Source organism: Sphaerochaeta sp., assembly GCF_050178175.1.
Classification (GTDB): Bacteria; Spirochaetota; Spirochaetia; order Sphaerochaetales; family Sphaerochaetaceae; genus Sphaerochaeta.
The window spans coordinates 19,457-32,650 of the sequence record NZ_JBFXGH010000017.1 but is presented as its reverse complement, the minus strand read 5'-3'; the positions used below and the strand labels follow the sequence as shown (position 1 = coordinate 32,650).

General features: G+C 50.4%; 14 protein-coding genes. 8 read left to right on the top strand and 6 right to left on the bottom strand.

Annotated features, from left to right (window positions below; genetic code table 11):
* The first annotated feature begins 106 nt into the window (after positions 1 to 106).
* The 8 genes from AB7S66_RS03660 to AB7S66_RS03625 are packed head-to-tail and all read left to right on the top strand — an operon-like array spanning position 107 to position 8,683.
* Complete coding sequence (locus AB7S66_RS03660; protein ID WP_428518111.1) at positions 107 to 985, top strand: (4Fe-4S)-binding protein; 879 nt, start codon at positions 107 to 109, stop codon at positions 983 to 985.
* A complete protein-coding gene (locus AB7S66_RS03655) occupies positions 972 to 1,835 on the top strand; it encodes an ABC transporter substrate-binding protein (RefSeq protein WP_428518110.1) in 864 nt (287 codons plus the stop codon). Before AB7S66_RS03660 ends, AB7S66_RS03655 begins: the two co-directional genes overlap by 14 nt.
* Positions 1,810 to 2,814 (top strand): FecCD family ABC transporter permease, encoded by a 1,005-nt coding sequence (locus AB7S66_RS03650; protein ID WP_428518109.1) that lies wholly within the window; start codon positions 1,810 to 1,812, stop codon positions 2,812 to 2,814. Before AB7S66_RS03655 ends, AB7S66_RS03650 begins: the two co-directional genes overlap by 26 nt.
* Complete coding sequence (locus AB7S66_RS03645; RefSeq protein WP_428518108.1) at positions 2,807 to 3,556, top strand: ABC transporter ATP-binding protein; 750 nt, start codon at positions 2,807 to 2,809, stop codon at positions 3,554 to 3,556. The genes AB7S66_RS03650 and AB7S66_RS03645 overlap by 8 nt, the downstream gene beginning before the upstream one ends.
* A 48-nt stretch (positions 3,557 to 3,604) precedes the next feature.
* The gene (locus AB7S66_RS03640) at positions 3,605 to 4,969 is read left to right on the top strand and encodes a bifunctional folylpolyglutamate synthase/dihydrofolate synthase (protein ID WP_428518107.1); all 1,365 of its coding nucleotides are present in this window, start codon (positions 3,605 to 3,607) and stop codon (positions 4,967 to 4,969) included.
* Complete coding sequence (locus AB7S66_RS03635) at positions 4,929 to 6,383, top strand: NFACT RNA binding domain-containing protein (protein ID WP_428518106.1); 1,455 nt, start codon at positions 4,929 to 4,931, stop codon at positions 6,381 to 6,383. Before AB7S66_RS03640 ends, AB7S66_RS03635 begins: the two co-directional genes overlap by 41 nt.
* Positions 6,370 to 7,218: an AmmeMemoRadiSam system protein B gene (gene amrB, locus AB7S66_RS03630; RefSeq protein ID WP_428518105.1), complete on the top strand. Its 849-nt coding sequence runs from the start codon at positions 6,370 to 6,372 to the stop codon at positions 7,216 to 7,218. The genes AB7S66_RS03635 and amrB overlap by 14 nt, the downstream gene beginning before the upstream one ends.
* Entirely contained in the window at positions 7,211 to 8,683 is a 1,473-nt protein-coding gene (locus AB7S66_RS03625; protein ID WP_428518104.1) for a hypothetical protein, read from the top strand. Before amrB ends, AB7S66_RS03625 begins: the two co-directional genes overlap by 8 nt.
* On the opposite strand, the gene miaA is transcribed toward AB7S66_RS03625, so the two are convergent.
* The 6 genes from miaA to AB7S66_RS03595 all read right to left on the bottom strand — a co-directional run bounded on the left by miaA (position 8,652) and on the right by AB7S66_RS03595 (position 13,173).
* A complete protein-coding gene (gene miaA, locus AB7S66_RS03620; RefSeq protein ID WP_428518103.1) occupies positions 8,652 to 9,602 on the bottom strand; it encodes a tRNA (adenosine(37)-N6)-dimethylallyltransferase MiaA in 951 nt (316 codons plus the stop codon). The genes AB7S66_RS03625 and miaA overlap by 32 nt on opposite strands.
* Complete coding sequence (locus tag AB7S66_RS03615) at positions 9,571 to 9,771, bottom strand: hypothetical protein (protein WP_428518102.1); 201 nt, start codon at positions 9,769 to 9,771, stop codon at positions 9,571 to 9,573. Before AB7S66_RS03615 ends, miaA begins: the two co-directional genes overlap by 32 nt.
* A gap of 79 nt (positions 9,772 to 9,850) precedes the next feature.
* Positions 9,851 to 10,336 (bottom strand): hypothetical protein, encoded by a 486-nt coding sequence (locus AB7S66_RS03610; RefSeq protein WP_428518101.1) that lies wholly within the window; start codon positions 10,334 to 10,336, stop codon positions 9,851 to 9,853.
* A complete protein-coding gene (cmk, locus tag AB7S66_RS03605; RefSeq protein ID WP_428518112.1) occupies positions 10,323 to 10,847 on the bottom strand; it encodes a (d)CMP kinase in 525 nt (174 codons plus the stop codon). Before cmk ends, AB7S66_RS03610 begins: the two co-directional genes overlap by 14 nt.
* Before the next feature lie 11 nt (positions 10,848 to 10,858).
* Positions 10,859 to 11,728 carry a YicC/YloC family endoribonuclease gene (locus AB7S66_RS03600; protein ID WP_428518100.1) on the bottom strand — a complete coding sequence of 290 codons (870 nt, stop codon included), beginning with the start codon at positions 11,726 to 11,728 and terminating at the stop codon, positions 10,859 to 10,861.
* On the bottom strand, positions 11,725 to 13,173 hold the full coding sequence (locus tag AB7S66_RS03595; protein WP_428518099.1) for a UDP-N-acetylmuramate--L-alanine ligase: 1,449 nt from the start codon (positions 13,171 to 13,173) through the stop codon (positions 11,725 to 11,727). Before AB7S66_RS03595 ends, AB7S66_RS03600 begins: the two co-directional genes overlap by 4 nt.
* Positions 13,174 to 13,194 lie beyond the last annotated feature (21 nt).

Genomic DNA, 13,194 nt, shown 5'->3' with positions numbered 1-13,194 from the left:
GAAAGGTCTCGAATAGTCATTTGTTTTTACCTATATATTGCATATATTTTTTATTATTTACTTTATACCCAAACACTTCTAGACTGCAACACGATCAGGAGGAATTATGGCGCTTACAGAACAAACAATCAAAGCATTGAAGGCAAAAGGGTTTCTACATAATAGAGGAACAAATTACTTTTCCGCCCGTATCATTACAGGGAACGGCGCATTACAGGCGGAGATGCTCTCACAACTCTCTCACCTCAGCGAGACCTATGGGGATGGGACGGTAAGTCTTACCGGGAGGCTCACTGTTGAGATCCCCGGCATCCCCTACTCCCGTATTCCTGCCTTCCGGGATGAGGTTGCATCCCTCTCCCTGGCTACCGGGGGAACAGGAGCAAAGGTCAGGCCGATTGTGGCATGCAAGGGAAGCACATGCATCTATGGGCTGGTAGATACGCAGTCACTTGCACAGCGAATCCACACGGAGTTCTACGAAGGTTGGCATGAGGTCATCTTTCCCCACAAATTCAAGATAGCAGTGGGAGGATGTCCAAACAGTTGTGTAAAACCTGAACTCAATGACCTTGGCATTGTAGGACAGAAAATAATGCATCTATCACCTGAGTGCAAGGCTTGTGGCCGTTGCATCAGTGAGCAGTGCTGCCCGATGGGAGCAATCAAGCAACGTGAAAATGGTAAACGGTATATCGACCGCAACCTCTGCAACAACTGTAGCCGATGCCTCGATACCTGTCCGTTCGGGAAAATTTCCAGTGAAGAATCCCGCTACAAGATCTATCTTGGAGGCCGATGGGGCAAGATGAAACGGTGCGGGACACCTCTCCCCTCATTGTACAGTGAAGAACAGCTTTTCCCCCTGATCACCCGAATATTGAACCTCTACAAGGAAGAGGGAAGACCAGGAGAGCGTTTTGCATCCGTGGTGGAACGCCTCGGGATGGACCATATGGCGAGGGTACTACATGAAACAGTATAAGTGGATAGTGCCTTTACTCATGGCACTGCTTGTCTCATGCGGCACCAAGGCACACTCCAGCCAGGCTGGGCGTGAAATGACGGTGGTTGCACTCTCCTCCTCCTTGGCTGAACTCTGGCTCCTTTCAGGGGGCGATGTTACAGCTACAACTGATGATGCCTTCCAGGAACACCCCGTTGGAGTGAGTGAGGATTGCATCAACCTGGGTACGGTCAAGGACCCCAGCATCGAACAAATCCTCTCCCTCGACCCGGATCTAGTCTTGTTTTCCCCACTGCTTGGGAGCCACCAAGGCATCAAGGGTCAGCTGGAATCGTTCCAGATACCATGCAAGTCCTTCGACCTTGATACACTGGAACAGTACCTGGAAGCCTTGCGTTGGTGTAGCGAGATAACGGGAAATGTTCATGCCTACTGGACTCATGGCAAGGAGACTGCTACACGCGCTCAATCAATCATCTCATCATTTTCCCCTCCTCAAGAAGAACGAGTCCTCTTGCTCAGGGCCCACAGCACCAAGGTAAAAGCGCTTGATGAACGTTCCCTGGTGGGGGCCATGCTCCGGGATCTGGGGATTGAGACACTCTCTGACCAGTACCCTTCCCTTCTTGATCAACTGAGCTGGGAGATAATCCTAAAAGAGGACCCTACACTGATCCTGGTAGTCCCCATGGGAGATGTTTCAGCAGCAGAAGCACAGGTACAGACCTTGATCAGTGACAACCCGATTCTCTCCAACGTGCAGGCAATCAAGACAGGCAATATACAGCTACTGCCAAAAACATTGTTCGGCTATAAACCAAACGACAGATGGGATGAAAGTTATGCATATCTTACCTCACTCTTCTAAGGGAAAACTAAATGGATTGTTCGCTCTCGCTTTAGTCGGTGCATGGTATTCGCTTTGCAAGGGGGCTATCGCCCTCTCTCCTGGGGAGTTGCTCGCAGGACTGACTTCCAGTCGTACAAACGGGGGAAGCCTTTCCATGATCATGCATCTTCGCATGGTCCGTATAGCTTCCGCGCTGCTGTGTGGCAGTGCACTCTCCCTCTCCGGTTCCTTGTTGCAACAGACCTTGAACAACCCCATGGCCGGGCCAAGCCTCTTGGGCATCAACGCATCAGCTGCGCTTTCGGTACTGCTTGGCATGCTCCTCTTTCCTTCTCTTGCACAGCTCTTGCCGCTTTTCTCTTCAGTCGGTGCACTCGTTGGCAGTGTAATCGTGTTTTCCCTCGCAACCCTGTACCGATTCAGCCGGCTCACCCTCATACTCAGCGGTATTGCCTTATCTACAGTACTTGGTGCTATCAGTGATGCCTTGCTGACCATCTTTCCAGACCTTGTGGCTGTGAAAGTTGACTTTCTTGTTGGTTCTTTTGCCCATATCACTTCCACTCAGCTTTCCTTGCTCTCTCCTATCTTGGTGATGGCCATGATCATTGCCTGCATGATGGGCCGTCCGCTGACAATGCTCAGTCTTGGCGATGAGTGTGCAACATCCCTCGGACTCAGGGTCAATCGGGTTCGTCTCTTGCTCTTGTCTCTAAGCGCAGTACTCAGTGCGCTCGCGATCAGCCTCTGCGGTTTGGTAGGATTCCTTGGGCTGTTGGTACCCCACATAGCCAGAAGAATGATACCAACCCACGATGCACTCCATCTTCCCTTCACCGCCTTGCTTGGTGGGTGCATCGCCCTATTCGCCGATACCACTGCCCGATTGATATTCGCACCCTATGAGCTTCCGGTAGGCATTGTACTCTCTGCTCTTGGCGGACCAAGCTTCCTGGTTGTATTGATCAAATACAGACGAGGAGAAAGCTATGCTTGAAGCCCAACATCTTTGTGGAGGCTATCCAGGGAAAACGGTTCTTGAGGATGTTACGTTCTCACTCAGTAAAGGGGAGCTGACAGCAGTACTGGGGTTGAATGGGAGTGGTAAATCCACGCTTCTGAAGATGCTCTCCGGTCTGCTGGAGAAAAAACAGGGAACCTTGCTTCTGGACGGGAAGCCTCTAAGCGACTATGCACCAAGGCATTTGGGCAGGTTGATCGCCTACCATGGGCAACGTCATGAAATTCCAGACATGGATACAAGAACCCTGCTTGCCCACAGCAGGTATCCCTATCAAGGATTTGTAAGGAGACTCGAAGAGAGAGACCATCAAGCCATCGAGCAGGCAACCAAGAGAATGCAGCTCCAGCATGTACTGGATACCCCTCTCAAGCACTTGAGCGGGGGATATCAGCAACGCTCTTTTCTCGCGATGACCCTGGCGAGGGAAGCAGACTATCTCCTTTTTGATGAGCCGGATGCCCATCTGGACATCTCACAGATGTATATGGTCCACCAGCTCCTGCAGGATCTGGCATCTGAGGGTCACTGCGTGGTGGCCAGCCTCCATGACCTCTCAGAAGCCTTGGGGATTGCAAGCAGGATCCTCCTTATCGACCAAAAAACGGTAGTATTTGATGGGAAGCCCCAAGACGCAGTTGCCTGTGGGATACTCGAAGAAACCTTTGGGGTTACAATCAACACATATGAGAATTTTTACCGGTTTTCACTGCGTTGACCAAGAAGGCCCTTACCGTCTACAGTGACAGGCGAGGTAGTTTCCAGCATGCAAATTTCCAGCTTTGAAGATGTAATCCGCTTCACCGAGCAGTTCACCAACCTCGAGAAGCAGACGTCCCACTACACCACTCGTACCTATCGACTTGACAGGATGCACGTCCTGTTGGCCCACTTGGGCAATCCTGAACTGGCTTTCAAGAAAATTCATCTTGCAGGGTCAAAAGGAAAGGGTTCAACCGCAAGCTATCTGGCAAGTGCCCTGACCGCCATGGGATACAAGACAGGCCTATACCTCTCCCCCCACTTGGTTGATTACCGGGAGCGTTTCACCTTAAGTGGTACCTTCTTTGACGATTCCTTTCTCGTTTCAACGGGCCAGGAGTTGGCAGACAGCATTGAAGGATTCACCTTCCGCGATGAATGGGGGGAAACCAATCCTACCACCTTTGAACTCTTCACCGCATATGCCTATCTGCTCTTCAGGAACAGTGGCTGCAGCTGGGCGATTATTGAGACCGGCCTTGGCGGCCGTCTGGATGCAACCAATACCATCATCCCTGAGGCAAGTGTTCTCTGCCCCATCGAGCTGGAACATACCAAGATTCTCGGTTCCACCATCAGGGAAATTGCCATAGAGAAGAGCAAGATCATCAAGAAAGGAGTACCTGTATTCATTGGCCTTGAAGAAGGTGAGGCATTGGATGTCTTCCTCTCTGAAGCAGAAGGCCAACACAGTACTCCCTACCTGCTCAAGGAGTATATGGATTCCCTGACAAGCAGCACCACCAGTGAAGGCGAACAGGTCCACTACCGGTGGAGGAATGGGGAGGAGGAGCATCTCTGTCTTTCCATGCGAGGGTTGGTCCAAGCACAGAATAGTGCGCTTGCCATGCTTGTCCTGAAAACACTCAATCTTTTTGACCAGGCGATGCTCCCTGCCATAGAGTCAAACCAGATACCAGGGAGGTTCCAGCAGCTCTCAAAAGATCCCTGCCTCTATGTGGATGGTGCACACACCACCCGCTCCCTGCAGGCCCTGCTCTCCTCCTTCTCCAGCCTGCATCCAAGCAAGGAGAATACGGTCATTTTTGGGGCACTGGAAGACAAGGATCATGCCCACATGCTCTCACTCCTGCTCGACTATTTCCAGAGAATCATCATCAGCAGGCCAGGCACTTTCAAGAAGAGTGACATCAATCACCTGCATGAGTTTCTCTTGGCGCTTGCCGCCAAGCGAGAAAAACAGTACGAAATTCTTTTGATCGAGGACAATCTCTCAGCATTGAAAGAAGCCTTTTCACGTACGGCAAAGGAAGGGGCCATCCTTACCTGTGGATCATTCTACCTTGCCGGAGGTATAGCATCTGCCTATGAGCAGGTCAGGAGCTCCCATGAGTCTCAACTGGCGTGAGATAGCGCTTATCCTGGAGGAACTGCCCTTGGAGGGTAGTTCCTTGCAACGCACTACCCAGCATGACTTCCACTCTCTCAGCTGGCACTTCTACCACCCTGAGGCAGGAAGGTGGACACTATACACCGAGGTAGGAACCCCTTTCAGCCGACTCCATGAACTTAAGAGACCCATTAGTGCAAACCAGATGGGAAAGACAGCAAAGCTCCAGCGATTTATCCAGTTTTGTCGTGCTAACCTGGAGGGTGCCAAGGTTGAATCTGTCTATCAACAGCCCTTTGACCGGGTTGTACGCCTGCGCATGAACAACCATGGTACGATACTGAATCTCTACCTTCGCTTCTACAGCGGCCCAGGGGCAAACATGCTGGTCACCGATGAGCACGATATCCTTCTTGACCTGCTTTATAGGCGCCCTGGAAGAGAAGAGCAGAGTGGACAACCATTCGTTCTTCCTGAACCGAAAGGGGAAGAGGGAAAAGCGTTCCCTGTCAGGGAAAGAACCGGCGATTCCTTCAATGAGCAGATCGAGGAAGCCTATGGGGAAAAGAGCAATACACTTACCCGTAAAGAACTGGCTGAACGCGTTGGGCGCAAGATGGAACGGGAGCTCAAGAGCCTGAATACCACACTCGACAGTCTCATATGCACCTGTGTAAACACCCAGGATTTCATGCGTTTCAAGAAGTTTGCGGATCTTCTCAGTGCAAACCAACACCTACTTATAGGTACCATGGATGAAATAACCCTGGAAGACTGGGAGACGGGAGAACTGCTAACCATTCCCCTGGATGACAAGACCCTGGCACGCGAGAATATCCATCTCTACTATGAGAAATACCAGAAAGCAAAGAAAACCCACGAGAACGCCATGGGGGAGGTTGAGAAAACCAAGGCACTCATTTCCCAGAGAGAAGCACACTACCTGGCGCTCCTTGATCCCAACCGTGACCCACTACAGGCAATCAAAAGCCTTACGAAGGAACTTGAAGAGAACCCTGGGAGTGCGATACAAAAAAAGCAGAGTCCGGGCCTCACCATCCAAAGTGGTTCGTTCACCTTGCTTGTTGGCCGCAATGCCAAGGAAAACGACGAATTGCTCCGCCACTATGTGAAGGGAAATGACTATTGGATGCACACCCGCGATGTCCCTGGAGGGTATGTATTCATCAAGTACATCAGGGGAAAGAGTGTGCCTCTGGAGGTCCTGCTTGATGCAGCAAACCTCGCCCTGGTTTTCAGCAAAGCTAAAAACCAGGGTCGTGCAGATCTGTACTATACACAGGTAAAGCACCTGAGAAGGGCAAAGGGAGGGAAAACCGGGTTGGTTCTCCCCACCCAGGAGAAAAACTTGACAGTTACACTGGACGAAGGGAGGCTTTCACGATTACTTTTAGGACATGAGCATGCTTGACAGTCATCACCATACAATCTTCTATCCTGAGGAACAGGAGACACTCTCCCTTGCAACGGCAAAGAGAGAAGCGGACGTGTATCTGCGCTCTCTTCCCTCTGCAATTCTTGTACCTCATGCAGCCTACCAGTTTTCACTGGAGGCTTTGCATAGGAGCTTTTCAGTGGCAGGTCACCTGCAGCCCTCCTTGATCGTCTTTCTTGGTCCCCTGCATCAGGAAGTGCTGGAAGCAGATGCTCCATCTTTCCTGTTCACCAGCAGTATGGAAGGCATATCCATAGCCGGTGTGGAACATCGCTTTGCAACCACCTTGATCAAGGAACTCACCATCTTGCATGCTCCCTTCTTTGTCCAGCAAGACAGCTACCTGGAAGAGGAACCTGCTCTTGAACTGACACTTCCCATGATTCACAGCTACTTTGGGAATGTCCCGGTTCTCCCCATTCTTGCCTCTTCGTGTACCCGTGAACAAATTCAAACCTATCATACACTTCTTGAGTCTGTGGTAAGGCAAGAGAAGGACGTGCTGTTCATCGTTTCGGCCAATGCAAATGCACTCCTGCCATCCCCGCAAGCGGAGGATGATGCAAGGACGTTTGTTTCTCGTCTGCAAACAGGGGCAGGCCTGTTGGAAAACAGGAGAGAAGAGAGAATAAGCAGCTGCAATAGCTCGAGCTTGGAAGCATTGCGCAAACTGACCGTTCTCTCTGGGAACTGGACGGTGGGTGGATACTTTGACAAGCAAGGTGAACAACCAGAGATCAAGGAACATAATGATATGAAGGAAAAACATGTTTGGCACATCAGTGCATACCAAGGAGATACGAATGCATAAGATGAGTCGGACCTTCCCCTGTGAAATTGATGGACAGATGATGCAGTGCATCGTGATAGGCCCTCAATCGATGGACCTTCCCTCCTATCTGATGCAAGGAGAAAAAGCCTGTGGCTATATCTATGAGAATGGGACTCTCACCAAATGGTATTGGAAGGGTTTGAGCGTAATCAAAGGAGAGCGCTGTCTCTACTTTGATCCACTCCCCTTGTTTCCTTTTTCAGACATTGCCACCAGCAAACGATCCCAGGCTCTGACCTTGGTCAGGGATCTTGCGCGTGCACTGGAATCACTGCCTTACTCCTTCCTGGATCTCTCAAGCGGCATTCTTCCGCTTTGGAGAGTGTGGGGAATGGAAGATGGTAGATTATTGATCCTTCCCCAGGATTTGGCAGACCTCTTTGCTGCCTGCAGCGATGAGGAGACCCGTTACTTCCACAGCTCCTCATGGGTACATCATGGGCTACATCAGCCTTTCACACTGTGCGACCAAATGACCAGCCTTCTCTATTATGCAGCCTTGGGTTTTCCTCCATTCTATGACAAAGACACCAGGGAAGACAATTTCAGGGCACTCCCCTTATCCCTGACCGGAGTCGCACTGCCTCAATCAACCATACAGTTCATCGACCGAACGCTCTCCTTGAGCCTTACGAAGCAGAGGGATGCTGTCATGAACAAGGAGCCCCAGAAGGCACTGTCATGGTTCCTTTCCCAAACAGAATCCTTGCAATGGACACTGGAAGCTACTGACTCGGTACAAAACAGGGAGTCGCTCAATGCAGTAGTTGCTTGTGCTTCATTCCTGGAAGGTCAACACAAACGAGCAAGACGACGGGTTTTCTGGAGAAAGGAAGGCTGGTTGGTCATCACCATTGCAGCGATCATCATCTCAGTGAGCTGGTTCACCACCACAAGAATACAGGAATCACGCAAGCCACCCTACACTGCCGGTATGGAACCAACGCAGATCATCGAGGCGTATTACGACAGCATGAATGAACTGAACCTGGAGAAGATGGAAGCTTCCCTGGCAAAAGGGGTAAAGAACCCAGCATCTATGGAAGTCACCAACCTCTATGTTACCCGGCAGACCAGGCAAGCCTATGAGGGTATCAATACACAGATTGATCCCAATGATTGGATAGCTGAGGGAAAACCTCCCATCCTGGCGGGAACCTTCATCTATGGCATCACCGATGTCTCAATCGAACAGATAGGACAGAACAGATATCTGGCAAAGGGGATCATGTGGACTCCCTACGCCTACAGTGATGAGGAGCCTGAGCAAAATACTACGGCTACTCCGGTTTACACCTATGAACTGAATCAGGAATTTTCTGTTGAAATGGGAGAAAGAGGATGGTATGAAATCACCGATATCGGTAAGGCCTCTGTCCAACCGCTGGAAAAGCTGATGGTGGAAACCTACATCAAGAACAGCAATACTGTTCAATCGCAGTAAGTATTGATTCCTTATCAGCAGGATCCATCCACATTACTTCTGAAAAGCTTTTAAAAAAGGTCATCTGCCGTTTCGCATAGGAACGGCTGTTTCTCTCTATCTGGTCGGCTATGATGGAACGGGACCACTCGCCATGTTCCATTGCCTGAAAGAACTCCTTGTAGCCGACACCTTGCAATCCAGGCCAGGAACTTTCGGCTCCCATCCTTATAAGAGAACGAATCTCATCCTCTAGGCCATTGTCGAACATCATCTTGATCCTCAGGCTAAGCCTACTGCGGAGCAGAGCGCTATCACGCACCAAGCCAATAACCAGAGGCTGCATACCATTTCTGGGAACAGTGGGGAGAGAAAAGCTGCTCAGGGGTTTACCGCATGCCTCATAGACTTCCAGAGCCCTGCTCACCCGGTACATGTCACTGGGATGAATACGTTCAGCAGAGATGGGGTCCACCTCACCAAGACGTGTATAAGCCCACTCATTTCCCTTCGCTTTAATCTGCGCAAAGATCCTGGCCCGTATGGACTCATCACTGGGAGGGGCCTCACTGAGACCGTAAAGGAAATGTTTGAAGTAATAGGCGGTTCCACCACTTATGACGGGGATTTTCCCTTCCCGGTATATCTTCTCACATGCCTCATCTGCATAGGTGATGAAATCCCCTACACTGAACTGTTCCCATGGGTCCTGCACATCAATGAGATGGTGAGCTATCGCATTCTGTACTTCCTTGGAAGCCTTTGCCGAACCTATGTCCAGATGCCGGTAAACTTGGATGGAGTCTGCGTTGATAACAGAAAACCTCTGCGGATCAAGATCCAGCAGAAGTTCTGTTTTTCCGACCCCCGTAGGACCGAAGAGAAAAATAATGCGGCTGAAAGCTTTGTTACTCGCCAGACTCTTCGAAATGGATTTCACCTTTGAGCGCTCTTGTGAGTACTTCGCTGACAATCTTACCATTGTTTTTCTCAATTTCTTCGCCACCACATCCTGGGTTGCTCAAGATATTGGCTTCTTTGATGGCTACACAGGTAATCTGGTAGATATTATCTTCATAGTCAATAAGACTGTTGAGTGGAATGCTCACCTCGTAACTCCTTGATTGTAAAAGGTCACTTTACTACAACTATCTGATTATAGAGATTTTAGTCAATAATGTACAGCCCTTAGAATGCCTGCCGATACCCCAAGCGTATCCATTGCGTAAGTTGTTTTTTGCCCAGATTGGTGGAAAGGGAGCCCTGGGTTGTAATCCATGGAAGGTATGAGCCTTCCAGAAAAAGCACCCCTCCTCTTCCGATGAACTCATAGGAGAGAGCAAGCGCTCCACCAAGGCCCAGCACATACCCATCGGTAGATTCCCAGCTTATCTGACTCTTGATCCCAGCAGATAGTACCAACGGCTTGAATCGGAGCGTCCTTACAGAAACGGTTCCGCCCAATACCGGAGCCTTGAAATAATCCTCTGGAGTTGCATCAATAGTAGGGAGGCTGAAGGAGAGATGCTGCTCAGCCCTCCGCCCAAGGATTCCCACCTCAAGCGTCGTCGACTCCAACCCTTGGCTGACTCCCAGGAATGCTCCTGCCGACAAGAGAGAAGGAACGAAAAGGATACTGATACATAGAGTGAGGAACAGCCTACTGTGTTTCACGCTTCCTTGCCTCTTCTATGATAATTTTTGCTACTTCATCAGACTGCAACTCGGTGGTATCAATCACCAGGTCGGCAACTGATGTGTCGCTGTTGTTGATACCGTACAGCCTGAGATAACGCGCACTGTCATTGGCATCACGCATCTTTGTCTGCTCAAGACGTTTCTCATAGGAACCGCCTTCGCGCTCGGTAATACGCCTCGCCCGCTCCTCTGTAGTGGCATTAAGATAGATTTTCAAGTCAGCTTCCTTGAGCATCCAAATTGCCAGACGGCTGCCCAGCACGCAATTTTCTCGTGCAAGCGCCATCTCCACCTGCCTGCGGTCTACCTCCCGGTCATACTCATCACTCTCCTCTGCCATCTTACAGAACTGCCAGAAATCAATCCCTTTCTCCTCACTGAGGTTTCGGAATGTAAAGTTTATCATCTCAAATCCCAATGCTTGGGCTACCTTGCTGGAAACCGTGGTGTTCCCACAGCCGCTCTTTCCACTGATTGCTATACGCACCATTTCCCCCGTTACTCGATATTACGGACCTGTTCCCGGATATTTTCCAATCCATCTTTCATCTTGACCACTTGGATGTTCAATGCAACCATCTGGCTCTTGCTCCCAATGGTGTTGATCTCCCGATTCATCTCCTGGCAGAGAAAATCGAGGCGCTTGCCCACAGGTTCTGTTCCCTCAAGGAGAGCGAAGTACTCCTTCAGGTGGATGGCAAGACGCTTGATCTCCTCACTCACCGAGTATTTGACCAACATTACCGCAACTTCACTGAGAATGCGGTTTTCATCATAGTTCTGGTCTCCCAGCATCTCCTCAAATCGGCTCCTGAGGTTCGTCTTGACCAATTGTTCCAGTTCATCGGCATGACTGCTCACTACATCCAAACCTGCTTGCAGGACCCCTCCCAACCTTTTCAGGTCAGCCTTGGTGGAATTACCTTCCCGTTGCTTACTCTCTGCAAGTTGGCTGAGCGCATCTTCCAAGGTGGAGAAAAGCAGGAGGCGATACTGCTCACTATCACTCTCATTTACACTGGAGAGAACCCCTTCACTGCTGAGATAGTCCGAAAGCTGGGGCTTGAGTGCCTTAGCAGAGAGTGCAGCAATCTGAGCAAACGCATCGCTGTATTGCTTGACAGCAGTAGGGTCGACCATGAGACGGACATCACTGACCAGATTCTTGACCCGGATGTTCACTTCAACATGGCCACGTTTTGCAACGGCTTTCACCCTATTGTCGATCTCAATCTCAAAGGGAGAGAGGTAGTAAGGTATATTATGGTTGATATCGAGATATCGGTTGTTGTATGACTTCAACTCGACCGCGAGTTGGAATTTCTCGCACACGGACTCAGAGAATCCGTATCCAGTCATGCTGTTCATTGGTGACTCCTTCGCCTTTCGGCAATCTTCGGTCCCAGGTACCGGTTATTACCAGCACCCATGGTAATACACAACCATCGCTCTTGCAACCAAGCGGCTGCGATCTCCATGGCTGCTTCATCACTTGGGGCATAGGCCACCCCATCGCCAATGGATTTCCTGAGCAGGGAGAACAATATCAAGGCAGGATCGTCAGTATTTGAACCATCGTTTCTCGCTGATGCATAGGTGCTCTGGAGGATGAGCTGGTCACTTTGTGCAAGCACTTCAGCAAACTCCTTCAACAAGGCTAAGGTCCTGCTTGCCGTATGTGCAGAGAAGATCACCAGAAGTGGATATCCTGGATAGCGAAGACGAATCTCTTCCAGGGAAGTCTTGATCTCACTGGGATGGTGAGCATAGTCATCGAGGTAGATGACTTCCCCATCTCTGAACAGCTCCTCCGTCCTTCCCTTGCATCCTTGATAACTTGCAAGATGGGGCAAGAAAATGGAGGCGAGGGTGGGCAGTACCTCATCAGTGATGAGTCCCTTGCCTGCTCTATAGAGTCTGGGTTCGCTTCGGTCAAGCAGCATGGCAAGGGAGAGCACCAATGCTCCCACATGGTCGTCCACCAGTGCCTTAGCTTTGCTGGTAACGGAAAACGGCAGATCCCTAAGCAAGGCAAGCCTATACGTATCGCCTGCACCCTTCACTATCCTGAAGGGCCCGTCTGAGGCAAATCCATAGCTGAGTATGCTCAGATCAGGGCGTGTTTCCTTTGCATAGGAGCCAATTGCGCTTGCGCCAGGATCATCACTGCAATAGATCAGGAAACCACCACCCTGCAGATTGTCGACAAGGATCTCAAAGCTTCTCATGACATGTTCCTTGGAAGAGAAATAGTCAGGATGGTCATATTCAACCGAGGTAATCAACACACCACGCAACTTGTAGGAGTGAAAGTGGTCCTGGTACTCACACGCTTCAAAGAGCGCACACTCCTTTCCTCCTGCCATATCTTTCTGAGGAGCTCCAAAGATGGAATAGAACGGAAAGCATCCTTCACATGCATGCTTGAGCAGATGGGTTGCAACCGAACACGTGGTTGTCTTGCCGTGTGTTCCGGCAACAGCATAGCTATCCTGCTGTTTGCTGAGATGGGCTAGGTACTGTGGATAGGAACAGAGGGGGATGGAACGGTTGCGCGCTTCCTGGAGAATCGGCAGCGATTCACTGTATGCGCTGCTGAAGATTACCTCGTTCGTACCTGCCGGGAGCAATGACGCATCAAACCCTTCGTATACAGTAATGCCAGCATCCCTGAGCACAGCGTCACTGCTGAATACCTCGGGGGTATCACAGCCACAGACAGAGAACCCCCAGTGCTGGAGCAACAACGCCAGGCTGGACATGCCAGTCCCTTTGATGCCTACCATGAACAAGTGAGTTCCCATTTCCTGCATTATGTTCTCCTCATAAAAAAA